Genomic DNA, 25,112 nt, shown 5'->3' on the forward strand with positions numbered 1-25,112 from the left:
AAAACCAAAACGCTCCCCCGTCTATGCTCATGCTAAGAGGCGGGAGACTTCCCGGTCTGAAATGGAGCCGTTCCTGCTTCCAGACGGCCATTAAAAGAGGAAAAAATGCCGGATATACCGGTCATCACCACGGTGGACAAACTCGTTTTTTGCCGCATCGTATTCGTATTCATCTTGCCAGCGGCGGCCATAGCGGGCGATTTGGCGGACGGCGCGAATGATCGCATACACTTCTTCATTCGTCATCGTCGGGTGGAGCGATAGACGTATCCAACCCGGTTTGGCGAGGGCGTTTCCGCTTTTGACTTCCTTCAGCAAGGCAGCCGACTGTTCTTGATCAATGCCAAGCAAATAATGGCCGTACGGGCCGGCGCATGAGCAACCACCGCGTGCCTGAATGCCGAAGCGGTCGTTAAGCAGTTTGACGACAAGATTATAATGAAGTCCCTCGATCACGAACGAAACAATGCCAAGACGGTCGCTCCGATGTCCTTCTAGCACATGAACACCAGGGATGTCCTGTAACGCCGGCAGCAGGAGCGAAACGAGTTCTTTTTCCCGGGCGCCCATCTTCGTGATATTCATCTGCTCTTTCAGTTGGATGGCGAGCGCTGCTTTGATCGTTTGCCAAAATGGCGGTGTTCCCCCGTCTTCCCGCTCTTCGACTGCTTCCACGTACTCATAATGCCCCCATGGATCAGTCCAATACACCGTCCCGCCGCCCGGATGGTCCGGCGCCTTCTGGTCGTACAACCGACTGTCAAAAATAAGCACGCCGGCGCTTCCCGGCCCACCGAGAAACTTATGCGGAGAAAAATAAATGGCATCGAGCTTTTCGAGTGGATCATCCGGGTGCATATCGATGCGGACGTACGGAGCGGAAGCGGCAAAATCGACAAAACAAAGTCCGCCGTATTCATGCATGAGTTTGGCCAATTCGTGATACGGCGTCTCTAGACCAGTGACGTTCGAGCAGGCGGTGAATGCGCCGATTTTTTGCGGCCTCTGCCGGTAGCGCTTGAGCAGCTCGCGCAAATGATCAAGATCAACCCCACCGTTGGCGGTGGGCCGAATCGTGACGACTTCAGCGATCGTTTCGGCCCATGACAATAAATTCGAATGATGCTCCATATGGGTGACGAAGACGACCGGACGCTCATCATCTGTAAGCGGAAGATGCGGCTTCCATCGTTCCGGTACGCGCAAGCCAAGCAGGCGCTGCAGTTTGTTGACGGCGCTCGTCATGCCGGCTCCTTGCATGATCAATACGTCGTCCCTCCCGGCGTGAACGTGCTGTTTGATGATGTCTTTGGCGTATTGATACGCAAGCGTCATTTTTGTTCCGGTCACATTTGACTCCGTATGCGTGTTGCCGACAAATGGACCAAGTTCGCGAACCATTTTCTCTTCAATCGGCCGGTACAGCCGTCCGCTCGCCGTCCAGTCGGCGTAGATGAGCCGCTGTTCGCCAAACGGCGTAGAAAACGGATGAAACCGGCCGATTGTTCCGTCGCGAAACGGTTGGAAGTGGTCCTCGAGCTCGCCGCGACACGTATAGGTGGCGCTTCCAATTTTTGCGTGAATCACCGGCATCGTTCTCCTTTCCGGGTCAACTTACTCATACAATATGTGGCCATTGGGCGGTTCGGTCCAGAGAAAACGAACAAAGGCAAAAAAACCCGCCCTGCCGGCGGGTGACGCAACCTAAACATAGTCATTGTTTTTCGCAGCGAACAGATGAATTTGTCTCCTCGACAGCGGAGACGAGGTATTGCGCAAGCAACGCCCGCAAGTCATCTGGAAGCGGTTCGCTCATTTGCGTATGGAAGTTGAAGTAGACGACCGCCGCTTCCCCGATGGCGATCAGTTGGCCAGTCTCTTCTTCAATAATGCGGTGAATGCATTGAAAACTTTTATGACCGATGCGGGAGACGTTCGTTTCGACACGGAGTCGCCGGCCAAAAAACCCTTGATTGACAAAATCGCATTTCGCAGACGCCAAAATAAAATGCCAATTGCCAGTTCGTCCTCCATAGCTTAATTCATCGAATAAGCGGGTGCGCGCTTCCTCCAAATAAATGAAATAGCTGATATTGCTTAAATGCCCGAGCGCGTCAGTTTCGCAAAAGCGAGGATTAATTGTGATCGTATGTGTTTTCATTTCTCTCCCTCTCCCCTTCTTAGATGGAGCCAAGCGTTCGATGCGTGGATCATCCTGAACACTTGACTACCGACTAGTCAGTATGTTGTTTTTATCATAGCTTGATTTGCTTTATGATGCAACTGTTTTGTTTTTAATATTGATTAATTAGAACATGGTGTTATATTATAAATAAGGCGAAAGAAAGGCTGGGCGGAAACGCGTCTTCTAACCGACCCAAAGCGGCAAAAGCACGTACCCAGCGAGCGACAGCCCAGCACAAATGAGGGAGATGCGCAACTTATATTTTGCATAACTCATCAAATCCATATCCATAATTGCCGCCGTTGTAATCGTTGTATCGCCGAGCGGTGAAGCGAACGCACCGAACGTTCCGCTCGCAAACACCGCGCCGACGGTCATCTCAAGCGGCGCTCCGGTCGCATGGGCGAGTGTGACGCCAAGGGGCATGAAAATGCCCCACGTCCCCCATGACGACCCGATAAAATAGGACAGAAACGAGCCGGCTAAAAACACGGCCGCCGGCACGAACGGCCCGGGAAGCCATGTCCCAAACGTCGAGGCCACGTAAGCAGTGAATCCGAGCTCCCCGGCTACCGCCGATACGGCCCAAACGAGAATCAACATGCCGATCGGCGCCATAAGCTCGTTGCCCCCGGCGAAAAAATGATAAATGAGTTCCGAGAGCGACTGCTTGCGCCACAAGTAAAACACCATGGACAATAGGATCGTTACAAACAGCGCCAAAAGCATCGCCCATGTCGCATCGGCTTCGGAAAACGCCTCAAGCCAATCGCGCGCTCCACGCTGACGGCCGTCATAGACAAAAAAGACAAACGTTAATCCGAGCAGCAGCGCCAACGGGACGAAAAGATGAAGCGGCTCTCCGGCGATAAGCGCCAGTTCTTTGCGCAGCCCGAGACCGTGCAGTTCATTCGTTTCGCCTTCCCCTTTTTTGGCCTGCGGTCTGCCAATCCGAATGTTCAACAACGTCGTCAACAGCCCGACAATAAGGGTGATAATGGCAAACAAGTTGTATGGCAAACTGCGTAAAAACATATCATACGCTGATTCACGAATATCGTTTTGCGCCAGCGCTGCCGCCACCACTGAGGTCATGAAGCCGACAAACGCCGTCGCCGCCGGCAACAGCACGATGATCGGCTCAGTCGAGACATCGATGATGTACGCCATGCGGCGACGGTCGATGCGAAACTGGCGAAGCACCGCCTTCATCACCGGCCCAAGCAGCATAATGCGGAACATCGGCATGAAAAACGTTACCGGCACTGTCAGCCAAACGAATAAAAGCAGCCCGCGCTTCGTGCGGATGCGCCCGGAAAGCCTTTCGACAAACCCTTTGATCCCGCCGGTAATTTGCATCATGCCGACAAGCGAACCGAACAAATATAAAAACGCTGCTACTTTGATATGTTCAAGATCGCTAAGCGAATGAAGAATGGCGGAGACGGTTCGCTCGATGGCCCCAATGACCGACTGCTCAAGGCAGAGCGCCCCGACAAGCAGACCGACAACGAGGCCGGGCAAAATTTCTTTCAGCCAAACAGCAAGTGGAATGATGAGAAGAAAAGGCAACAGCGACCACCAGGTTCCTTCCACGTCGGCGCCCCCTTTCTGATGCCGTTGTTAACAAGGATAGCCATAATGTAGATTGTTTATGATTTTTAATGATTATTTAGAACATAGTTTTATTTTATTGTTTATTTGTTTCCCCCACGACTAGAGCGCCGAAATAAAGATGGGACTGATCTACAACGCGAATGCGTTTTAGGCCAGTCCCAGAAAAACATGAAGCTTGCCGCCCAACTTGCTAGCGCACGGTCGGACTTCGTCATTTCCGACGGGCAAAGTCGACAAAACGAAACTTGTCAAGCCGGTGCCGCGATTCCGTGTATTGAAACAAGGCCGCATCGTTTAAATAGACGTAGTTTTTCACGACAACGACGCGGTCATCGCCATTTAGATCCAAATAGCGGCGGTCGTCCTCCGTTGCCTCATCGACCGACATTTCCTTTTTCGCGAAGCTGATCGGCAAATGAAGTTTCGTTTCCAAATATTCATAAATTGAGTCTTCGCAAATCTCTTTCGTCAATACCGGAACATATTTTTTTAAGAAAAAATCTTTATCTAAAATGATCCGCTCCCCGCCGATTTCGCGGACGCGCACGACTTTCCAAACATCATCTTTGCTTGATGCGCGAAGCTGCTGCCGAAGCTCGCCGTCCGGCTTCACGACCGCCAGTTCATGGACGATCGTCCGCACCGGCTGTTTCATCGTTTGCGCCAGCTCTTTGAAGCTGACAAGCCCGGAGACCGGAAAGTCGTATTTGCCGACATCAAGCACAATCGACCCTTTTCCTTTCATTTTTTGGATGTATCCGTGCTCGGACAATAAGTTGAGCGCTTTGCGAATCGTCTCGCGCGATGTCTCATACCGGACAGCCAGCTCATTTTCTGACGGCAGCTTATCGTACGCCTTCCATTCCCCATGACGGATGCGGGAAACGAGATCGTGATAAATGGCTAAATATTTGTTTTCATGCATGATCATCACCGTCTGTATTGTATCATGGACGGCGCAGAAGATAAACGACTGATTCGTACGGACGCAGGTCGATGCGGCGAAAATCGTCCGGTGAATCCGGATAGTTGGACAACAGCCGCTCGCCCTTCCAACCGTCCGCTCCCGCTTCTTTTGGCAGCACGAACGTCGTTTTGACCGGATAAAAGTTATTGACGACAAGCAGCTTCTCCCCGTCACCATGGCGCATATAGGCGAAAAGGTGCGGATCGTCGGCAAGGAGCAACTCGTAGCGGCCGGTCGTAATAATGTCATACTGCTTGCGCATCTCAATCAGCCGCTTATAGTGATAAAAAATCGAATCACGATCGGCAAGCGCCTGTTTTACGTTGATGTGCCGATAGTTGTCGGCGACGCGAATCCACGGCGTCCCGGATGTGAAACCGGCATGAGCGCTGTCGTCCCATTGCATCGGCGTGCGCGAATTGTCGCGCGACTTCCGCTGCAAAATGTCTAACACCTCTTGTTCACTTTTGCCTTCTTCAAGCAAAATCCGGTACATATTAAGCGACTCGACGTCCCGGTAATCGCGAATATCGGTGAATTTCGGGTCGGTCATGCCGATTTCTTCGCCTTGGTAAATGTATGGCGTCCCTTGCATAAGATGAATCGCCGTCGCCAACATTTTCGCCGACTCTTTCCAATACGTCCCGTCATCGCCGTAGCGCGACACAATGCGCGGCTGGTCGTGGTTGCACCAAAAAAGCGCGTTCCAGCCCCCGCCTTCGTGCATCCGCACTTGCCACTCCGACAAAATGCGTTTTAAGGCGAGGAAATCAAACGGGGCGACCGCCCATTTTTCCCCGTTCGGGTAATCGACTTTCAAGTGATGGAAGTTAAACGTCATATTGAGTTCGCGGTTTTTCGGATTCGTGTAACGGATGCAATGGTCGATCGTCGTCGACGACATTTCCCCGACGGTCATGACGTCATATTGAGAAAACACTTCCCGGTTCATCTCTTGCAAAAACTCGTGGATGCGCGGCCCGTCCGTATAGAAGCGGCGTCCATCGCCCGGTGGAATCGAGCCGTCATCGTCCGGGAAGCGCTGGTCTTTGGACAGCAAGTTGATGACATCGAGCCGGAAGCCGTCGACCCCTTTTTGCAGCCAAAAATGCATCATCTCGTAAATGCAGCGGCGCAGTTCTTCGTTTTCCCAATTCAAGTCGGCTTGTGTCACATCGAACAAATGCAAATAATATTGCCCAGTTTGTTCATCATATTCCCACGCCGAACCGCCGAATTTCGACTGCCAGTTGTTCGGCGCGCTGCCGTCCGGCTTCGGGTCGCGCCAAATGTAAAAATGGCGGTACGGACTCGTCTTGGATACACTCGCCTGCTTGAACCATTCATGGTCGGTCGACGTATGATTGACGACCATGTCCATGACAAGCTTCATGCCGCGCGCATGCACCTCATTAAGCAAGCGGTCAAAGTCAGCCATCGTCCCGTACGCATGATGAATGGCGAAATAGTCGCTGATGTCATAGCCGTTGTCGCGCTGCGGCGACGCATAAATCGGCGTCAGCCAAATCACGTCAACGCCAAGTTCTTTCAAATAATCGAGCTTTTCGATGATCCCGGGCAAATCGCCGATGCCGTCCCCGTTCGTATCACGGAAGCTCTTCGGATAAATTTGATACACAACCGCTTTTTTCCACCATGGTGTTGTTGACACGTTTTTTCACCTCGTTCGTTGACTTCAACAATGAATGAAAAACATACCATTGGCGTTGGCGGCCAATGGTATGTCAGCAAACTGATCATTTAGCACATCGTTCTTTTACTTCTATGAATGTACCGTTAGCGTGCAGCTTTGCGCACTTTGCCGAAGATAAACGTCAGCACAAACGGCACCGCGATCGCAATCGCCATCCCGATAAAGAACGGGAGCCATTTCTGCGGCACGATCGACAAGAAGCCCGGCAAACCACCGACACCGATCGATGGCGCGATAACTTTATTGATCGTGATAAACATTCCTGCTATCGCCGCTCCGACCATAGCGGCAATAAACGGGAAACGGAAGCGCAAGTTGACCCCGAACATCGCTGGCTCGGTAATGCCGAGATAGGCCGAGACGGCGGAGGTAAACGACAATCCGCGCAGCTTTTCGTCTTTAGCGACGAACATCATCGCCAATGCCGCAGAGCCTTGAGCGATGTTCGACATGACCAAAATCGGCCATAAGAACGTACCGCCTGTGCTGGTGATCAACTGCAAGTCAACCGGCAAGAACGTATGGTGCATCCCGGTGACGACAAGCGGCGCATACAACGCGCCATACAGCAAACCGCCAATGGCTGGAACATTGTCAAAAATCCCGACAAACAAGCTCGTAATCGCATTCCCGATTGTAAACGTGACAGGACCAATGGCGATAAATGCCAAGAAACCTGTAACAAGCAGTGCAAGCGGTGCGACAAGCAACAGTTGAAACGCATCCGGAATGCGCTTGCGCAAAAACAGCTCGATTTTCGCCAATACGTACGAAGCCACCAACACCGGCAATACCTGCCCTTGGTAGCCGACTTTTTGCACTTCAAGCCCAAATAAATTCCAAACTGGAATTTCCCCTTCTTGTTTCGCCGCCCCCCAGCCCCAAGCATTCAACAAATCCGGGTGGACGAGCATCAAGCCAAGAACAATTCCCAACAGCGGACTGCCGCCGAATTTCGTCACCGCCGACCAACCGATCAAACCAGGCAGGAAGACGAACGCTGTATTGGCGATCAAGTTGATGATGTTCGCCAAATCAGCCCATTGTTGATGCACGTCGACAAACGATTTCCCTTCATAAAAAATACCTGGTCCGGTTAAAACGTTGTTAATCCCCATTAACAAACCAGCTGTCACGATCGCCGGCAAAATCGGGATAAAAATGTCGGCGAGCGTCTTGATCGCACGTTGCAGCGGGTTGAGCTTCGCTTCCGCCGCATCTTTTATTTCCTGCTTTGTCGCCCGTCCGACGCCCGTCAGTTCAACAAGGTCGTTATACACTTTATCCACAAGCCCTTGGCCGATGACGACTTGAAACTGGCCGTTAGCCGAAAACGATCCTTTGACGACGTCAATGCGTTCGAGCGCCTCTTTGTCAACTTTCCCTTCGTCTTTGAGCGCAAACCGAAGCCGGGTCACACAATGTGTGGCGGCAACAATGTTCTCCTTGCCGCCGATGGCCTCGACGATTTGCGCGGCTGTTTGCTCATATGCCCCCATCACGCATGCCTCCTTTTTCTTTCTCCCGCTTCCGATTGTGTTAAATCGCTTTCAGCAATCGGTTACAAACTTGTATATACAACACAAACTTATTTTATCTTGTATATACAGGTTTGTCAACGTCTTTCGATAAAAACTTGCATATGTCGACAATCATTGTTTGTTTTTCACTAACTTCCACTTCTTTTGTTATGTTTTGTCAAACAGCAGGAAAATAAACGACCAAGTGGGAAAATAAAACATAGTCATCCTAAACGAGAAAAAAAGGAAGAGGGGAACGCCATGAAAACATATACGCTCCGCGAAGCGGCGAAAAAAATCGGGGTCACAGCCCGCGACTTGAAACAATGGGAAAAGCAACTTGCTGAATGGATTACGATTCCACGCACTTCCCAAGGAGCGCGCATTTACACTGAAGAGCTCGTCAACCGGTTCCGCCAAATCCAGACGCTGCTCGCCGACGGCCGCAGCCTGCACGAGATCGCTGCGGAATTGAAACAAGCCAATGAACCGTCCTCTCCCCCGGAATCGGCGGTGATGGAAGGGGAAATTATCGATGTTCCCCGCTTGTTGCGCCATGGCGCTCCATACATAGCCGAGCAGCTCGCTGCCCGCATGAAAGATGAGATCGTCGATGCCTTAAAGCGGGAAACAACAGCGGTCGTGCGGCAGGCGATGGATGAGGTAAAAGGGAAGCTTGATGATATCGGCGAGCAAACGAGAGCAGCCGCCGAAACGGTGCACCGCTCGCTTCATGATTACAAAGAAGCTTGGCAGCAAAAAACCGAACAGCTGCATGAACATTTGGAAACGGTCGTCGCGTTTTGCCACGAGGAAAAGACAAGACAGGAGGAAGAGCGGAAACGGTTGGAACAGCGCATTTTGGAACGGGAGAAAGCGTTCCGGGAACTCGTCCTTTCCTTCCGCCAAACAGCGGCAAGCGCCAGCACCGCCCGAACCCGGGCGGACAAATGGTGGAAGTTTTGGTAAAAGCGCAGCCATCCACTTCCCGAATGGAAATGCCACAATAGAAAAAGGGCGCCATGAAAAGGAGCGCCCTTTTTCGTTGCCTATTTTGTTGATCAGTCCCCGGCATGGACGGGCGGTTCTTCCCGCCGGTTCGCTTGGCGGCAAACAAGCGTTGGTTGGAAGGCGCGGGGCTTTCGCCCGCTGTTTCCCCGCCATCGAACAACGCGCGCGCCGCCCGGCAGGCACATCCGAACGGTCCGCCCCCTTTCCGCTTCATCCTTCTTCTCCTTTGCCAATCCCCTTCACCGGCTCTTTCCAGACGTCTGCCACCGTCCCCGCCTCATCTGTATCGATGACGAACGATCCGGTGCTGTAGCGGTCCGACAGGCGAAGCGAAGCGGCCTCCACCGTCTCGATGACCCCTTTTTCCGTCCGGATTCCGACCGTCCCCCCGCTCTCATCAACGAGAATGGCCATAACTACTCGATGCGGGTTCGATTTCACTTCGCGCACGATTCGCACGCCGCGTTTAGCGCGCGAGGATGGCTCAAACTCGCTTAACGCCATTTTTTTCACCGCCCCACGCTGCGTTACGACAATGAGGGAACCGCAGTCTTCGGAACGAATCGGACAGGCGGCGGCGACAAAATCGCCTTCTTTTAGTTGAATGCCTTTCACCCCGGCCGCACGCACGCCGACCAAGCTGATTTCTTCTTCGGCAAACAATAGCGCATACCCATCATGCGTCGCCAACCAAATGAGACCACGGCCGTCGGTCGCATAGACGGCGGTTACTTCATCATCGTCTTTCAGATTGATCGCCACAAGCGGGCGTGTGTAGCGCTGCACTTGATATTGGGAAAGTTCGGTCCGTTTCACCATCCCCTGCTTGGTCACAAAGACAAGCTGTCTATCCGTCTCAAATGAGAAAACAGGAACAGCGGCGACAAGTTCATCATCGCGCTCGAGCGGAATCAAGCTTGAAATATGCTGGCCAACGTCTTTCCAGCGGATATCCGGCAGCGCATGCACCGGGCAATACAAATAATAGCCACGACGGGTAAACAATAAGAGCACATCGGTCGTATTCATCTCCAGTTGAGCGAGCAGGCGGTCGGTTTCCTTCATGCCGATGTCCTGACCGTTCGATGCGCTGTAGGAACGGTAGCTCGTCCGTTTCACATACCCTTCCTTTGTCACCGTGACAATCACATCTTCGGCCGAGATGAGCGCTTCAACGTTCACTTTCAGCTCCTCAATTTCCTCTTCAATCACCGTTCGCCGTTCATCCGCATATTGTTTTCTCATCGACTTCAACTCTTTTTGAATGACCATAAGAAGCTTTTTCTCATCGGCTAAAATCGCGGTCAATTCAGCGATCGTTTTGTCGAGCTCTTTTGCTTCCTGCCGAAGTGCGGTAATATCGGTGTTGGTCAGCCGGTACAGCTGAAGCGTCACGATCGCTTCCGCCTGCGCCTCGGTGAACCCGTAGTTCGCCATCAGCCGATCTTTCGCATCGCGCTTGTCGCTTGACGCGCGAATCGTCGCGATCACCTCGTCCAAAATCGAGAGCGCTTTGATCAAGCCGTCAACAATATGTTTTCGCTCATTCGCTTTGTTAAGCTCAAAATGCGAGCGGTTTGTGACGACGTCTTTCCGGTGGGCGATGTATGCATCCAACAGCTCCGGCAGGCTCATCAGCTTCGGCCGACGTTCATGGATCGCCACCATGTTAAAGCTGTATGGCACTTGCAAATCGGTGTTTTTGTATAAATAGCTGAGAATCGCCTCGGCATCGGCGTCTTTTTTCAGCTCAATGACGATCGACAGCCCGTTCCGGTCCGTTTCATCACGGACGTCGGCGATGCCGTCGAGCTTTTTGTCCAAACGAAGCTCATCGATTTTTTTCACCAAATTCGCCTTGTTCACTTCATACGGCAGCTCGGTGATGACAATCTGCCTTTTGCCGCCTCTCGCCTGCTCGATTGCCGCCTTGGCGCGGATGATGATTTTGCCGCGCCCCGTTTCGTACGCTTTGCGAATGCCGTCTTTCCCCTGGATGATGCCGCCGGTCGGAAAATCAGGACCGGGAAGAACGGTCATCAAGTCGTCAACCGTGCAATCCGGCCGGTCAATGCGCATCAGGACAGCATCGATCACCTCGCCGAGCGCATGCGGCGGAATGTCGGTCGCATAGCCGGCGGAAATGCCGGTGGATCCGTTTACCAACAAATTCGGAAACATCGCCGGCAAAACCGTCGGCTCCTCCGTCGTATCATCAAAGTTCGGCACAAACGCGACCGTTTGTTTGTCAATGTCGCGAAGCAGTTCAGCGGCAATGGCCGACAGACGCGCTTCCGTATAACGCATCGCCGCCGGCGGATCGCCGTCTACACTGCCGTTGTTGCCATGCATTTCAATCAGCACGTTGCGCAGCTTCCAGTCCTGGCTCATCCGCACCATCGCCTCATACACGGACGAGTCGCCGTGCGGATGGAAGTTGCCGATCACGTTCCCGACCGTTTTCGCCGCTTTGCGAAACGGTTTGTCCGCCGTATTGCCTTCCACGTACATGGCATACAAAATGCGGCGCTGCACCGGCTTTAACCCATCGCGTGCATCGGGCAGCGCCCGGTCTTGGATAATGTATTTGCTGTAGCGGCCAAAGCGGTCGCCAAGCACGTCTTCTAACGGCAATTCCAACAATCGCTCTGCCATCATACCTCTCCTTTCCTACAAGACGTCGGCGCAATCATGGCGGCGCCTTTTCGCGCCGCCATCAGCCGATCCACCCTGGCTCTTCCTCAAGCCCAAAGGCAACATGCGTTTCAATCCATTTGCGACGCGGTTCGACCTTGTCACCCATGAGCGTCGTCACCCGCCGCTCGGCGCGGGCCGCATCTTCAATGCGCACGCGGATCAACGTGCGCGTTTCCGGATTCATCGTCGTTTCCCACAATTGGTCGGCGTTCATCTCGCCAAGCCCTTTGTAGCGCTGAATCGTATAGCCGCGGCCCATTCGTTTCGTGATTTCCCGCAATTGCTCATCCGTCCATGCGTATTCGATGACTTCCTTTTTGCCGCTTTTTTTGCTGATTTTATAAAGCGGGGGCAAGGCGATGTACACTTTCCCCGCTTCAATGAGCGGGCGCATGTAGCGGTAAAAAAACGTCAAGAGCAACACTTGAATATGAGCGCCGTCCGTGTCGGCGTCGGTCATAATGATCACTTTGTCGTAGTTAATGTCCTCAAGCGAAAAATCAGCGCCGACGCCGCCGCCAATGGCATGAATGATCGTATTGATTTCCTCGTTTTTCAAAATGTCGCCAAGCTTCGCTTTTTCTGTATTGATGACCTTCCCGCGCAGCGGCAGCACTGCTTGGAAGCGGCGGTCACGCCCTTGTTTGGCCGAGCCGCCCGCCGAATCGCCTTCCACCAAATACAGCTCGTTTTTTTGCGGATTGCGCCCTTGCGCTGGTGTCAGCTTGCCGCTTAAAAGCGCCTCTTTTCCTTTCCGCTTTTTGCCGCTGCGCGCTTCCTCGCGCGCTTTGCGGGCCGCTTCGCGCGCCTGGTACGCCCGGATCGCCTTTTTAATGAGCATCGCGCTCACGTCCGGATTTTCTTGCAAAAAGTATGTCAATTGTTCGGAAACAACCGCATCGACGGCCGAACGCGCTTCGCTCGTCCCGAGCTTCCCTTTCGTCTGCCCCTCAAACTGCAGCAAATGCTCCGGGATGCGCACCGAGACGACCGCCGACAGCCCTTCGCGAATATCGGCCCCCTCTAAATTTCTATCCTTTTCCTTGAGCAAGCCGACGCGGCGGGCGTATTCGTTAAAAACGCGCGTCATCGCCGTTTTCGCCCCGGCTTCATGCGTCCCGCCGTCTTTTGTGCGCACGTTGTTGACAAACGACAAGACGTTTTCCGAGTAGCCGTCATGGAACTGAAACGCAAACTCGACTTCAATGCCGTTTTGCTCGCCAGCAAAATACACAACCGGATGAAGCACGTCTTTTTCTTCATTCAGATAGGCGACAAACGCTTCAATGCCATTTTCATAGTGAAAGACGTCGCGCATGCCGGTCCGTTCATCCACGAGCTCAATTTTCAGCCCTTTTAACAAAAAGGCCGATTCGCGCAGCCGTTCGCCCAATATTTCATAATCGAATACCGTTGTGCTGAAAATCGTCGGGTCAGGTTTAAATTGGATTACCGTTCCGGTTTTGTCCGTCATCCCGATTTTTTCAAGCGTTGTGACCGGCTTGCCGCCATGCTCAAACCGCTGACGGTAAATGAAGCCATCGCGGTGAATCGTGACGACAAGCCACTCGGACAAGGCGTTGACGACCGAGGCCCCGACCCCGTGCAAGCCGCCGCTCGTTTTATAGCCGCCTTGGCCGAACTTGCCCCCGGCATGGAGCACCGTCAAAATGACCTCCGGCGTCGGCTTGCCAAGCTTATGCATCCCGACCGGCATGCCGCGCCCTTCATCGAGGACGGTGATGCTGTTGTCTTTATGTATTTGCACCAAAATGTAGTTCCCATATCCGGCTAACGCTTCATCGATCGAGTTATCGACGATTTCATAAACAAGATGATGCAACCCGCGGCTGTCGGTGCTGCCGATGTACATCCCCGGCCGTTTCCGCACCGCCTCAAGCCCTTCTAACACTTGAATGGCATCTTCGTTATATTCGTATATCGACTGTTTTGCCACAAGGCCACCCCTTCCTGCCAAAACAAGAACATCTGTTTCTGTTTTATTGTATCATAAAATGCCCAGCTGTCCATTGTCTTTTGACACTACGTGACAAAATCGGACAACGACGCCTGAAAAACGAAAGGACCATCTTAGAGAAGATGGTCGTTTCAATCGTTATGCGCGTTTTGTGAGCGCATGTTCCACTTTAATGCAGCGGTCCATAATCACCGTATAGCCTTTTTCTTTTAAAAACGCGTATGCTTCTTCATTGACGACACCAAGCTGTCCCCAAAACACATCCGCGTCGATTTGCACAAACTCGCGGGCGAGCTCCGGCAAATGTTCGGAACGGCGAAACACATCGACGATGTCGACATGCCCTTCGATATCCGTCAGCTTGTCGACCGCCGGAATGCCTTCCCATTCATCAATCATCGGATTGACGGGAATAATTTCATATCCGGCATCTTTCATCGCTTTCGCCACCATATACGACTCGCGCTCCGGGTTGTTCGATAAACCAACTACCGCAATCCGCTTCGCTTTCTGCAAAATTTCGCCGATTTCTTCACGGCTTGGGTTGACAATGGACATCAGGTTCCTCTCCTTCCTTCGTTCTCCTTTTCGCTGTACTAGTTTCGCTGCCGCAAAATGAAAATCCTTCTTTGCTGCGGCAAAATCGCCAAAAATAGGCTGCCGTTGCCCTCGGGCGGCCCAGGCCAAAATCGGCACTTGTTCTTGTATCCTTCCCGAACCCCCCAGCCTCTAAAACAGCCGGCCGCTTTTTTCCAGCTTTTAGGCCGAACCCTTTCCACATATTTGACCGGCTATGTGAAATCATAAACGTGCAAGGGGGAATGTTTTATGAGTATTCATGGCTATTGGAATGCGATCGACGACAGCCGCAGCAAGCTGCACGATCTGCTTCAGTCATATTGGAACGACTATTCCAACGTCGGAACATGGCAGTTTTGGCTCATTGTCGTTTTTCTTGTCGCTCCGGTGCTTCTGCTCGTTTTCACGGTTGACCGGAGGCGCATTTTGGAAGTGTTTTTCTTCGGGTATACGGTTCATATATTGTGGACATATGCGTACATCGCCTTAGAAAACGCGATGTACTTGTCTCCTCGCTATTTTTTGACACCGTTTTTGCCGTTTGCCTTAAACATTACCGCCTCGGTGCTGCCGGTTGGCTTTTTGCTGCTTTACCAGTATTGCACGAACCGCAACAAAAACTTTTATGCATATACGCTTTTGCTCAGTGCGGTCTTCGCGTTTGGGCTCGCTTCGCTTGAACAATGGCTCGGGTTGCTCGACTTGCACCGGGGATTGCACAAGTTTCACCTCTTTTTAATTGACTTAGCCATCGTATTCATCGCCTATGGAGTAACCCGCTTTCTCGTTCGCGTCCAAGCGCGCAGCTGAGCCCTTTGTCTCCCCCGCTGCCCGTCATTGCGGGCGGCGTTTCCAGCTAACGGCTGCTTATGCTCCACCCTGTGTAAACCCCGGCTAAAAAGACGGTCGCCATCGCCACGGCATGAACGATGATCCAGCCCCACCGCCCGTAGCGGAACGAGGAAGCAGCAAGCGGGCGCGCGCGTCAGCGGGAACGATGTTCCCCCCGATCCACTCAAACAAAAGCAAATACAGCCACCATGCGGTATACGAATCCCACGCGTCCCATTGCTCGTTGTACTCGATCAGCCGCAGCGGTGAAAGGAGGGCGACAAGCTCAAGCGTCATAATCACCTGCACACCCGCAAAATAAAACGGCAGCTTCCACGCCCACTCCTTTGGGCTGTACCTCACCCCAAGCAAGGTGAAAAACGGAACGACAGTCAACATTTCAATGAGTGGAATTGGCGGATGCGGAATCAATTTGACCGGGAATGTATAAAAACCCGCAAACACAAACGCAAGACAAAGGAGAATGCCGACAGCGGCGCTTAGTGCATAAAGAACACCATAGCGCTTTTTGTCATGCCTCATGATCCAAATACTTCCCGCTGCACTGACCGCCACGGCAATCATTTCCACGACCCGAATGGTCCATAGTGAAACACCCATCATCAATTCCTCCGTCATTTTGCAACCGCCAAACCTCCTCGCAGCATACAGCGTTAGTATAGGCCAAAAGACGGAATTTATGACGAGAATAAATCGACGCAAGGCAGCGAAATAATAATGTCTGTCCGCCGCAGGGGCGGGCCAACATCTTAACTGGTAAGGAGTGGGAAGTATGGATTCGAAAACAAAAGAGGCCGTTGAGGCGCTCGCTAAAGGGAAAGCGAAAGAAGAGTTTGCCGCTGAGTTTGCCGTGTTGCGCAACGAACTGAATCGCATTCAACAATCGATGGGCCAGTTGCTGCAGCAAGCCCAGCAAGGTATGCAAATGCAGCAAAATCCGCAAACGAACCAACTGCTCCAGCAAATTCAATATTTCAGCCAACAAGCCCAGCAAGCCCAACAACAAGCGGATCAGCTGCTCCAGCAAGCCATCCAGCAGGCAACGCAAATTTTAAACCAGGCAGCGCAATACATCCAAAGCAACCGGGCGTTTGCGCAAATGAACCAAGCCATCAACCAAGCGGCGCAATATTTGCGGCAAATGTCAGGCGGCCAACAAGGGCAGCAGCAACAACCGCAAATGCAATTCGGTCAACAAGGACAGCAGCAGCAACCGCAAATGCAATTCGGCCAACAAGGGCAACAGCAACAACCGCAAATGCAATTCGGCCAACAAGGGCAGCAGCAACAACCGCAAATGCAATTCGGCCAACAAGGGCAGCAGCAACAACCGCAAATGCAGCTCGGCCAACAAGGACAACAGCAGCAACCGCAAATGCAATTCGGCCAACAAGGACAACAGCAGCAACCGCAAATGCAGCTCGGCCAACAACAACAATATTTCTAAAGAGGGGTTCGTTTTATGGATCGAAAAACAAAGGAGATTGTCGAAAGCATCGTCAAACAGCAAAAGACGGAATTTGCTGCAGAGTTCGGTCAACTGAAAAGCCAAATTCAACAAATCCAGCAAACGTTTTCCCAGTTGCAAAGCAGTTTAGCCCAACAGACGCAAAACCAGGCGGGCCAGCAACAACTGCAACAGCTGCAGCAACAACTTCAACAACAGCAACAGCAACAACAAGTCCAACAACAACTGCAGCAACAGCTCGGGCAGTTGCAACAACAAGTCCAAGACGCAGCCAACACCGTTCAATAAAAGTACGAAAGGGGACTCGCTCCCCTTTCCCGCACTAAAACTTTCGCGACCGGAATAGCACATAAAGCAACCAGCCAATCATGAGCGCCGCCATGCCGATGCCAATGTCAGTCATCGGCACGTTCCGCAGCAGTGCTGACGGGCGTCCCAACGACGAAGCAACCATGACGCCAGCCATGATGATGCTAAACGAAAGAAGGACAAGGCTCGATGACAACCGGCCGCTAACCTGATCGAGTTTATGTAACAACGTTTCGAGGTCGGGGGCGGTCATTTCAAGCTGGAGCTTGCCTCGCCGCATCACTTTCGTTAACTCCTTTAAGCTGTCCGGCAGCCGAAGCAGCATCCCGCCGTAGTCGGCAACGCGCCGCCACGCTGTCTCCGCCACCCGGTCAGGCCGAAGACGGTCCTTCAACAGCTTCCGCCCAAACGGCTCCGCCACATCCATGATGCGAAACTGCGGATCAAGCGTTTCCACCACCCCTTCAACGGTCAGCAACGCTTTCCCTAGCAGCGTTAAGTCGCTCGGAATGCGAATGCCATGGCGAAACGCTACCGTTAAAAGGTCTTCAACAGCTTCACCGAGACTGATCTCACCAAGCGGGACGCCGTAATATTTTTCCCGCAGCTCGTCGATATCGTCGCGCAGTTTCCCCTCATCGGCCCCATCCGGAACAAGCCCTAAGCCGTAAATCGCGTCCAACACCCCATCAGTGCTTTGCCGCATCAAGGCGATAATGAGGGATGAAAGATGGTGCTTGACATTCGGACGGAGACGGCCCATCAAGCCGAAATCAATAAAGACAAGCGCTCCATCAGGGAGAACGAACACATTTCCAGGATGGGGGTCGCCATGAAAAAATCCGTACTCAAACATTTGCTTTAACACCGCTGTGGTCAACCGTTCCGCCAATGTTTTGAAAGAGTGCCCTTCTGCTTTTAGCCGCTCGATTTCCCCGAGCTTGATCCCTTCGACGTATTCCATCGTAAGCACGTTTTTCGTTGTATAATCCCAAAAGACGCCAGGCACGTATACCGTCGGATCACCGGCAAACTGTTCGGCGAACGCTGCCGCATGGCGCGCTTCAATGGTGTAATCGAGTTCTTGCCGCAGCGATTTCGCCAGCTCGTCAACGATTTCGGACAGCCGGTACGATGCGGCCCAATCTAAGCGCCGTTCTGCAAGCATGGCCAAGTCCTGCAAAATTTCCAAATCGGTCTCAATCCGGGCGGAAATGTGCGGACGCTGTACTTTCACCGCCACCGGCTGCCCGGAGGGAAGAACGGCCCGGTGAACTTGTCCAAGAGAAGCGGCCGCAAGCGGCGTATCGGCAAAAGAGCGGAACAGCACCTCAAGCGGGCCGCCAAGCTCTGTCTCCACAATCTGACGGACATCGGCAAACGGAAACGGCGGAACTTGGTCTTGCAGTTTTTCCAGTTCACGGATGATATGATCAGGGATCAAATCGGGCCGCGTGCTGGCAATCTGCCCAAGCTTCACAAATGTCGGCCCAAGCTCCTCGAGCACGAGGCGGATCCGTTCCCCGACCGTTTTTCCTTCCCGTTTTCCCCGTTCCGAACGCCAGCGCGGCGGCAAGGACAAAACGGACGCAAAGCCGAGATCATCGACGATCATCCCGAATCCGTGCCGAAGCAATGCACTGGCAATTTCATGATAACGGCCAAGATGGCGCACCCGTTTCCCGATCATCCGATCATCTCCCTTAGAGCGTCAAACAGCAGCCAAAAAAGCCCGTTACTCCCCGCTTTGTTCCCTTTCCTCAAGACGGCGGATCCGCTCCTCAAGCTGCCGCACCTCTTCCTTTGTCGCCAGGTCGAGCTTGTCAATCACCTGTTTGATTTGTTCGCGCACCAACCGCTGCACTTCTGTTTTTCGTGCTTCGGTTTGCTGCTTCCATTGATCGATCACTTCCTTCGATTCATCAAGCGACAGCTCCCCTTTTTTCACAAGCTCGTCCACGAGTTTTTCCACCTGCTCCTTGCTGGCAATGGCGAGACCAAGTCCAAACGCCAACCCTTTTTTCAAAATGCTCATCCATTTTCCCCTCCTTATGTTAATCCTTTTCCTTATTGTACCATTGCTTGCCGATCCGTGTCGAGTTAGGCGGCAGCCCTTTGTATTTGTATAAGAGGCGGGGCGATGCGGCATGCTATCTACCGTTGGACAACGATGCAAAGGAGGAGATTTTGATGGCTGATGAACCATTGCATTACGGGGAAGACTATCATTTTATTCCTGCGACATCTGCAGCAAGCGGCGTCGGGGTCAGCGTATTGCCTGACCTGTACTGCCATACAATCCAAATCGTCAACATTTGCCTAGTCGGCCACCCTGACGATGGCACATTCGTATTGATCGATGCGGGGATGCCAGGATCAGCGGACGACATTGTTTCGGTTATTGAAAACCGCTTTGGCAGCGGCAGCCGCCCGCAAGCCATTATTTTAACCCACGGCCATTTTGACCATGTCGGGGCGTTGGTTGAGCTCATCCAGGAATGGAATGTGCCGGTGTACGCCCATAAAGACGAACTGCCGTATTTGACCGGCAAGGCGCGTTATCCCGAACCGGACGCGTCCGTTGAAGGGGGGATTCTCGCCAAAATTTCACCGTTTTTCCCAAACGAACCAATTCAACTGGGCGATCACGTTCATCCGCTTCCAGAGGATGGCACCGTCCCGCATTTGCCGGAGTTCCGCTGGCTGCACACACCTGGGCACACACCAGGCCACATCTCTTTGTTCCGCCCGCGCGATGCGGCTTTAATCGCTGGCGATGCGTTTGTCACCGTCCGTCAAGACTCGCTGTACAAAGTGTTGACCCAACAAACCGACATTACCGGCCCGCCGCGCTACTATACCATCGACTGGACGGCTGCCCGTGAATCAGTCCGGAAATTGGCTGCACTCTTCCCATCGGTCGCTGTCACAGGGCACGGCGCCCCAGTAGCAGGAGAGGAATTGCGTGAGGGGCTGACAAAACTCGCCCGCGATTTTGACCGCCTTGCCGTTCCCGATTACGGGAAGTACGTCCATTGAGTGAACACTCTCCCATCTACGCCCATGCTAGGAAACGAAAGGCTTCCCGGTTCGAAAAGATCCATAAGCGTGCCATTCTTCAAGACAAAAGGGTGTCCAACTGGGACACCCTTACGCAGTTGAATAGCGGGGCGCAAAGACGCCTCGCTACTGAAAACGAAAGCCGTGCTGCTGCAACGTTAAGACGATGCGTTCTTTCGAAATCTTTTTCTCATCAAATTGAATCTTCACTTCCCCATCCTCTGTATCGACGAGCGAACGCTCCACGCCATCGAGCCCGCTAAGGAGTCGTTCAATGCGGGCAATAGGCTGCGGCGATGTCGCTCCGTCAATATAAAAGGTAGCTTCAGCCATCGTCTTCCCTCCTTCTCTTCTTCAGAAACATGCCGTTCCCGTCGCTTATTTTCCCCGATTCGCTCCCTCATAAACGAGGCACATCGTACCGTTCGTGATAATACAAAAAAAGATGGCAAGAGTCACTTGCTCTTACCATCCCATATCAAAAATGGGCCTAAGTGGACTTGAACCACCGACCTCACGCTTATCAGGCGTGCGCTCTGACCAGCTGAGCTATAGGCCCGTTTATGGAAAATAAAAATGGAGGGGGACGGATTCGAACCGCCGAACCCAAAGGGAGCGGATTTACAGTCCGCCGCGTTTAGCCACTTCGCTACCCCTCCGTAATGGCGATGCCGACTGCAGGACTTGAACCCGCAACCTACTGATTACGATTCAGTTGCTCTACCAATTGAGCTAAGTCGGCATAATAGAAATAAAACGTGGCTCATTGTTTGCCTACTGTGCCTCTTCCTCTAACAGCCCATTCACAGAAGCAGGATGCGTCGAGGCAACTCGCAGTCAATTCAATGATGTTGATGCTCGTCTCTACCAATTGAGCTAAGTCGGCATAATAGAAATAAAACGAGTTGGAACCATGGCGGAGGAGGAGGGATTCGAACCCCCGCGGGCTGTGACACCCCTATCGGTTTTCGAAACCGACCCCTTCAGCCAGACTTGGGTACTCCTCCATAACTGTTTGGAGCGATGCGGTCGAGAGGACTTGAACCTCCACGGGGTTGCCCCCACTAGGCCCTCAACCTAGCGCGTCTGCCATTCCGCCACGACCGCATAGAAGTGGAGCGTAGGGGATTTGAACCCCTGACCTCTTCGCTGCCAGCGAAGCGTTCTCCCCCTGAACTAACGCCCCATCATGGTGGAGTATACTGGGATCGAACCAGTGACCCCCACGCTGTCAACGTGGTGCTCTCCCGCTGAGCTAATACTCCACGATATTGCCTAGCAGCGACCTACTCTTGCAGGGGCGCTGGCCCCAACTACCATCGGCGCTGGAGGGCTTAACTTCCGTGTTCGGGATGGGAACGGGTGTTTCCCCTCCGCTATCACCACTAGGCAATGGCGACGATTTTTATTATAAAGCAATCCAAAAGTTTGTCAAGCTTTTTTGTATCTTTTATTCCAGCTCTTTCAGAATCGGAACGACAATGTAAAATCTACTATAAAAAAGCGAAAGAGTCAACCCTCTTTTTCATTTTTTTTCGATCTTCACTGTCTCTTTCTCTAAAGTTCTTGTCATTCCCCTCTTTATACGCGTATAATAAAGGAAGAAGGAACGTACAATAAAGCAGGGCATTGGCGGCCACCAATGCCCTGTCCATACACAGCCGCTGCAAGAAGCGCAGTGGCCCAAGCCTCGGGAATCGTAACCTACCCTCGCCTCGGCCTAGCAGGGTGGGTTACTTTTTGTCTTTTGATACGGCGATCACCGCAACAACGAGTGACGCAAACGCAATCATGAGCGTCAGCGCATCGGCAATCGTCATCATCAGCACCACCCCCCTTCGTTCAGGGAGTGGCCACCGCCCACCCTGCATCTAGCTGTGCATGTTTCATTATACCATCAAATCAGGAAAATGCGAATATATATTCGCGTCTTCATTGAAAATTAGGAATGTTTCCCTACCGGAGGGATCCCACCAATCTTGCCTGTTACTTCACGTCGCATCTCCACGATCCCTCCTCTCCGTTTCTTACAGCCGCTGAAACTCCGGCGTTTTCATCAAGCGCCCAAAAAACCGTTGTTTCGCTTGTCGATATTCTTCCATGTTTTTTCCTTCGTATTGCTTTTTCAGCTCATCATATTCGACTCTATACCGATCGTTGGCCAGCAACACGTCACGAAACTTCCAAAATAGATCAAGTTCCGAACCGATGGCCGTCAGCTGCACTCCTAGCGGCAAATCAGCCGTCTCATCATAAAACGCACAAAATGAATCGGTTCGAACACTCCCTTCATTCACCTTATACAAGGTAGATAGCTTCTCGATCGCCTCTGCAAACATCGACTCCGGAACCCGCACTTGCAAGTCAACATCCCCTTTTGTGAGACTGTTGGGAATCGCCGTGCTTCCAACATGCTGCACATCGGCCTTGGGAAGCAACCGCAAAATACGCTCTTGATGTTCCGAAAACACACGCTCCGCCCGCTCGCGAATCTGATTGGAAAGCAAAAACGAAACGAGTTCCATTTTCCTTTTCCCCTCCCTGTCTTATTTCTTTTCAATACAAACCCGTTCTGTCCCTTTTCCGCATAAAAATACTTTTCCGCATAAAAATAATTTGTATAAAATCCGCGTTTTTCCGAATAATGACGATAGGTGAGTCCCGCTGTTTCAAGGAGGAAAAAAGGTGGAACAAATAAGACAACAACGTATTCACGGGCTGTTGTTGCTGATCGTCGCCGCCGTGTTCGTTTGGTCGGTGATTCGCCCGGCCAGCTATGCGGTATGGGCGCTTGAGGTCACCCCGGCACTCATCGGGCTTGTTATCATCATCGCTTTGTATCGGCGCTTTCGGCTGACAACGATGTCGTATGCCATCATCGCCATGCTGGCGATCCTCATGTTGATCGGCGGCCATTATATTTACTCTAAAGTTCCTTTTTTCAACTGGATCAAAGATGCGTTCCATTTCGAACGCAACCATTATGACCGGTTTGGCCATTTTCTCAAAGGGACGTTTGCCATCGTCCTGAGGGAGATCGTGCTAAGGAAAACGCCGCTGTCGCGCGGCTCTTGGCTTTTTACAATCGTCACAAGCATGTCGCTCGCCATTGCCGCCTTGTATGAAATCATCGAATGGCTCGTTTCCATCATCTCTAAGGGAGGAAGGGCATCGAAGGATTTTTTGGGCACGCAAGGCGATATTTGGGACACGCAATGGGACATGTTATGTGCATTGATCGGGACGATCGTCGCCTTGCTGTTGCTTTCAAGATGGCACGACCGGCAGCTTGCGCGGTTGGATCAGCCCCATAGCTAGGCCAAGAAAACAGCGGCTTCCCCTTTCAAATAGGGGGCCGCTGTTTTTATTTCACCCTGTACAAGTAAATCGTCCACGCCGACTCAGCGGATGTGAATACGCGGTCCAGCACAAGCCTGTTTTCCGCCGCGTTATCGATCGGAACGGCCGAGAAAACGTAGCGGCCGCCCATCTTTTTCAACTGTTCTGTATTCAGCTGCAAGTTCTTCAGCCGCTGTTTCGAATGTTTCGTGAACATGTACCGCTTCCCAAGTTCTGCGGTGAAGATGTAGCAACGCCCGCCCCATTCGTCAAAATACGTGCGGATCGTTTTGCTTTTGGCCAGTTCACGTTCTATGATTTTGCGGAACTCGTATTTGTATGACAGCGGGTAAAAGTTGTTGTACGTATCGAGCGTGTAAAACCCGTTGTATTGGGCGATGGCTGGATGAAGGCCGATGCTCACGACGCGGTAATCGGCTACGGGAAGCCCGATGTATTCTTTGATGTCTTGGAACTGTTTTTCCGCGTAAAATTGCTTTACCGTCGGCTCATAGCGGAAGACGATTTCTTCATTGATCAAAAACACGAAGATCACCTGGGCCGCAAGCAGCCGTTTCGCCCACTTTTTCCCGTTTCCGCTATATTGCCACATGATTTTCAACGCCAGCGCAAACTGCACATAAATGATCATCGGCCGCAAAAAATGAAAGCGGGCAAAGTTAAACGTATCCAAAAAATGAAACCGCTCCGTAAGCGGCAGCCATCCTTTATAAAACCAAAAGGCGTACCATGCGGACAATGCGAAGTTCAACGCGAACAAAAACAGAAACGCCCGCTCCTGCTTCCATCGTTTTTTCACGAAAACGAGATACAACGCCACCAACCAGGTTGGCAAAATAAAAAACGTATGCTCGGTCATGACATGATGGTGGCCGAGAAGAAAGTTTTTCCACGTCAAGCGGACGCAATGCCAAAATGTCAGGCGGGCATGGAAGTATTCATCCCGGCTCGTCGGCTCATCTTCCCATAAAAACGAGTAGACAAGCCGGTACTCGACAAGCAAGTAAAGCAGCGTCATATACGCGATCGAGGTGAAGAACCGAACGTTCCATCCCCTTCCGCGCAGCACATCAACAAGCCAAAAAACGCCCATGGCGGCAAGAAAAAAGAAAAATCCGAGCACAAAACTAGAATAAAACGGGAGAAGCGTGAGCGCTGCGTAATGTCTCCACTTCCCCTCACCTTTTCGGATGCTTAAAAACGCCCAAAGCGCCAGCGGCATGCCTAACGTGCTTAACATCCCCGACGGCCAAAAAAGCGTCAGCGCAAACGCCAGCGCCACCCCGATGCGGACGGCCGTCCAGCGTGGATCAGTTAAAAAATGCGTCTTTAACAGCAAATACATGCCCAAAAACGCCACGACCCTCGTGATCGTTTGGCTGAGTGCATACGCAGTCATCGTCGGAAACAAGGCGTGCAGCCAGACGATGCCGGTCAGCTCCGAGCCGAGGGCGTTTCTTGACAATTGGCCGTTAGCGATTTGCGGAATCGTCGCGTCAAGCGGCCCGGTGATTTGCCCGCTTTCAGCAAGCACTTTGTACCAGGCGATATTGGAATCCAAGTTATCGTGCACGCGAATATGAGCGTTTTCGCCAAGGAGAAAGAGCGGGGACACATAAATGGCGATGACGCCAAGCGCCAATAGGAAAAACCGTCGTTCTCGCTGTTCGGTCACCGGCACCACGCTCCTGTCCCGTCCGTTTTTGGCTGCAAAAGCCCCTATTGGATACGTTGTACAGAAACAAGAAAATTATTCCTCGTTTCTTTTTTCAAACTTTTTGATTTTGACAGGGGA

General features: G+C 52.2%; 22 protein-coding genes, 7 tRNA genes and 1 rRNA gene. 6 read left to right on the plus strand and 24 right to left on the minus strand.

Features of this window, described 5'->3' with window-relative positions:
* Positions 1-90: 90 nt before the first annotated feature.
* The 6 genes from ACTVDO_RS09335 to treP all read right to left on the minus strand — a co-directional run bounded on the left by ACTVDO_RS09335 (position 91) and on the right by treP (position 7,982).
* Entirely contained in the window at positions 91-1,587 is a 1,497-nt protein-coding gene (locus tag ACTVDO_RS09335) for an aminotransferase class V-fold PLP-dependent enzyme (protein WP_442901398.1), read from the minus strand.
* Between the two features lie 127 nt (positions 1,588-1,714).
* Positions 1,715-2,161, minus strand: coding sequence for an acyl-CoA thioesterase (locus tag ACTVDO_RS09340; RefSeq protein ID WP_020959867.1), 447 nt, complete (start codon positions 2,159-2,161; stop codon positions 1,715-1,717).
* A gap of 207 nt (positions 2,162-2,368) precedes the next feature.
* Positions 2,369-3,781, minus strand: a complete 1,413-nt coding sequence (locus ACTVDO_RS09345) for a Na+/H+ antiporter NhaC family protein (RefSeq protein ID WP_442901399.1) — start codon at positions 3,779-3,781, stop codon at positions 2,369-2,371.
* A 232-nt stretch (positions 3,782-4,013) separates the two neighbouring features.
* Positions 4,014-4,727, minus strand: coding sequence for a trehalose operon repressor (gene treR / locus ACTVDO_RS09350; protein ID WP_020959869.1), 714 nt, complete (start codon positions 4,725-4,727; stop codon positions 4,014-4,016).
* A gap of 22 nt (positions 4,728-4,749) precedes the next feature.
* Positions 4,750-6,441 (minus strand): alpha,alpha-phosphotrehalase, encoded by a 1,692-nt coding sequence (gene treC / locus ACTVDO_RS09355; RefSeq protein WP_442901400.1) that lies wholly within the window; start codon positions 6,439-6,441, stop codon positions 4,750-4,752.
* 125 nt (positions 6,442-6,566) lie between these two features.
* Complete coding sequence (treP, locus tag ACTVDO_RS09360; protein WP_020959871.1) at positions 6,567-7,982, minus strand: PTS system trehalose-specific EIIBC component; 1,416 nt, start codon at positions 7,980-7,982, stop codon at positions 6,567-6,569.
* A 282-nt stretch (positions 7,983-8,264) separates the two neighbouring features.
* On the opposite strand from treP, the gene ACTVDO_RS09365 reads away from it, so the two are divergent.
* Positions 8,265-8,972 carry a MerR family transcriptional regulator gene (locus ACTVDO_RS09365; RefSeq protein WP_442901401.1) on the plus strand — a complete coding sequence of 236 codons (708 nt, stop codon included), beginning with the start codon at positions 8,265-8,267 and terminating at the stop codon, positions 8,970-8,972.
* Positions 8,973-9,224: 252 nt separating this feature from the next.
* Here the strand turns inward: ACTVDO_RS09365 and parC are convergent, their stop codons facing one another.
* The 3 genes from parC to ACTVDO_RS09380 form a co-directional block, all read right to left on the minus strand.
* Positions 9,225-11,669, minus strand: coding sequence for a DNA topoisomerase IV subunit A (gene parC / locus ACTVDO_RS09370; protein ID WP_442901402.1), 2,445 nt, complete (start codon positions 11,667-11,669; stop codon positions 9,225-9,227).
* 61 nt (positions 11,670-11,730) lie between these two features.
* On the minus strand, positions 11,731-13,668 hold the full coding sequence (parE, locus tag ACTVDO_RS09375; RefSeq protein WP_442901403.1) for a DNA topoisomerase IV subunit B: 1,938 nt from the start codon (positions 13,666-13,668) through the stop codon (positions 11,731-11,733).
* 159 nt (positions 13,669-13,827) lie between these two features.
* Positions 13,828-14,247 (minus strand): CoA-binding protein, encoded by a 420-nt coding sequence (locus tag ACTVDO_RS09380; protein ID WP_020959875.1) that lies wholly within the window; start codon positions 14,245-14,247, stop codon positions 13,828-13,830.
* Between the two features lie 270 nt (positions 14,248-14,517).
* Between ACTVDO_RS09380 and ACTVDO_RS09385 the strand changes: the two genes are divergently transcribed.
* Positions 14,518-15,078, plus strand: coding sequence for a hypothetical protein (locus ACTVDO_RS09385; protein WP_020959876.1), 561 nt, complete (start codon positions 14,518-14,520; stop codon positions 15,076-15,078).
* Between the two features lie 84 nt (positions 15,079-15,162).
* Here ACTVDO_RS09385 and ACTVDO_RS09390 read toward each other — a convergent pair whose 3' ends face one another.
* A complete protein-coding gene (locus ACTVDO_RS09390) occupies positions 15,163-15,738 on the minus strand; it encodes a CBO0543 family protein (protein WP_442901404.1) in 576 nt (191 codons plus the stop codon).
* A 154-nt stretch (positions 15,739-15,892) separates the two neighbouring features.
* On the opposite strand from ACTVDO_RS09390, the gene ACTVDO_RS09395 reads away from it, so the two are divergent.
* Together ACTVDO_RS09395 and ACTVDO_RS09400 are read left to right on the plus strand one after the other, a co-directional pair.
* Positions 15,893-16,567, plus strand: a complete 675-nt coding sequence (locus tag ACTVDO_RS09395; protein ID WP_442901405.1) for a hypothetical protein — start codon at positions 15,893-15,895, stop codon at positions 16,565-16,567.
* A gap of 15 nt (positions 16,568-16,582) precedes the next feature.
* On the plus strand, positions 16,583-16,876 hold the full coding sequence (locus tag ACTVDO_RS09400) for a hypothetical protein (protein WP_442901406.1): 294 nt from the start codon (positions 16,583-16,585) through the stop codon (positions 16,874-16,876).
* Between the two features lie 34 nt (positions 16,877-16,910).
* Here the strand turns inward: ACTVDO_RS09400 and ACTVDO_RS09405 are convergent, their stop codons facing one another.
* Both ACTVDO_RS09405 and ACTVDO_RS09410 read right to left on the minus strand, forming a co-directional pair.
* Positions 16,911-18,587: an ABC1 kinase family protein gene (locus ACTVDO_RS09405; RefSeq protein WP_020959880.1), complete on the minus strand. Its 1,677-nt coding sequence runs from the start codon at positions 18,585-18,587 to the stop codon at positions 16,911-16,913.
* A gap of 45 nt (positions 18,588-18,632) precedes the next feature.
* The gene (locus ACTVDO_RS09410; RefSeq protein WP_020959881.1) at positions 18,633-18,932 is read right to left on the minus strand and encodes a phasin family protein; all 300 of its coding nucleotides are present in this window, start codon (positions 18,930-18,932) and stop codon (positions 18,633-18,635) included.
* A 155-nt stretch (positions 18,933-19,087) separates the two neighbouring features.
* Here ACTVDO_RS09410 and ACTVDO_RS09415 point away from each other — a divergent pair, with 155 nt between their 5' ends.
* Positions 19,088-19,936 (plus strand): MBL fold metallo-hydrolase, encoded by an 849-nt coding sequence (locus ACTVDO_RS09415; RefSeq protein ID WP_020959882.1) that lies wholly within the window; start codon positions 19,088-19,090, stop codon positions 19,934-19,936.
* A 147-nt stretch (positions 19,937-20,083) separates the two neighbouring features.
* Here ACTVDO_RS09415 and ACTVDO_RS09420 read toward each other — a convergent pair whose 3' ends face one another.
* The 11 genes from ACTVDO_RS09420 to ACTVDO_RS09470 form a co-directional block, all read right to left on the minus strand.
* Positions 20,084-20,290, minus strand: coding sequence for a heavy-metal-associated domain-containing protein (locus tag ACTVDO_RS09420; RefSeq protein WP_020959883.1), 207 nt, complete (start codon positions 20,288-20,290; stop codon positions 20,084-20,086).
* Between the two features lie 152 nt (positions 20,291-20,442).
* Positions 20,443-20,516, minus strand: a tRNA-Ile gene (locus ACTVDO_RS09425).
* An 18-nt stretch (positions 20,517-20,534) separates the two neighbouring features.
* Positions 20,535-20,616 (minus strand) — tRNA-Tyr (locus tag ACTVDO_RS09430).
* A 10-nt stretch (positions 20,617-20,626) separates the two neighbouring features.
* Positions 20,627-20,699: transfer RNA gene (locus tag ACTVDO_RS09435), tRNA-Thr, on the minus strand.
* A gap of 172 nt (positions 20,700-20,871) precedes the next feature.
* Positions 20,872-20,964, minus strand: a tRNA-Ser gene (locus tag ACTVDO_RS09440).
* A 17-nt stretch (positions 20,965-20,981) separates the two neighbouring features.
* Positions 20,982-21,064 (minus strand) — tRNA-Leu (locus ACTVDO_RS09445).
* A 7-nt stretch (positions 21,065-21,071) separates the two neighbouring features.
* Positions 21,072-21,143: transfer RNA gene (locus ACTVDO_RS09450), tRNA-Ala, on the minus strand.
* A gap of 4 nt (positions 21,144-21,147) precedes the next feature.
* Positions 21,148-21,222: transfer RNA gene (locus tag ACTVDO_RS09455), tRNA-Val, on the minus strand.
* Positions 21,223-21,230: 8 nt separating this feature from the next.
* A 5S ribosomal RNA gene (gene rrf, locus ACTVDO_RS09460) occupies positions 21,231-21,347 on the minus strand.
* A 343-nt stretch (positions 21,348-21,690) separates the two neighbouring features.
* On the minus strand, positions 21,691-21,780 hold the full coding sequence (locus ACTVDO_RS09465; RefSeq protein WP_020959884.1) for a putative holin-like toxin: 90 nt from the start codon (positions 21,778-21,780) through the stop codon (positions 21,691-21,693).
* Between the two features lie 204 nt (positions 21,781-21,984).
* Positions 21,985-22,482 (minus strand): GrpB family protein, encoded by a 498-nt coding sequence (locus ACTVDO_RS09470; RefSeq protein ID WP_442901407.1) that lies wholly within the window; start codon positions 22,480-22,482, stop codon positions 21,985-21,987.
* 160 nt (positions 22,483-22,642) lie between these two features.
* On the opposite strand from ACTVDO_RS09470, the gene ACTVDO_RS09475 reads away from it, so the two are divergent.
* Positions 22,643-23,275, plus strand: a complete 633-nt coding sequence (locus tag ACTVDO_RS09475; protein ID WP_442901408.1) for a DUF2238 domain-containing protein — start codon at positions 22,643-22,645, stop codon at positions 23,273-23,275.
* Positions 23,276-23,321: 46 nt separating this feature from the next.
* Here ACTVDO_RS09475 and ACTVDO_RS09480 read toward each other — a convergent pair whose 3' ends face one another.
* Complete coding sequence (locus ACTVDO_RS09480) at positions 23,322-24,992, minus strand: DUF6044 family protein (RefSeq protein WP_442901409.1); 1,671 nt, start codon at positions 24,990-24,992, stop codon at positions 23,322-23,324.
* Between the last annotated feature and the right edge of the window lie 120 nt (positions 24,993-25,112).

Origin of the sequence: Geobacillus sp. BK01, assembly GCF_052220245.1 — a bacterium.
Taxonomy (GTDB): domain Bacteria; phylum Bacillota; class Bacilli; order Bacillales; family Anoxybacillaceae; genus Geobacillus.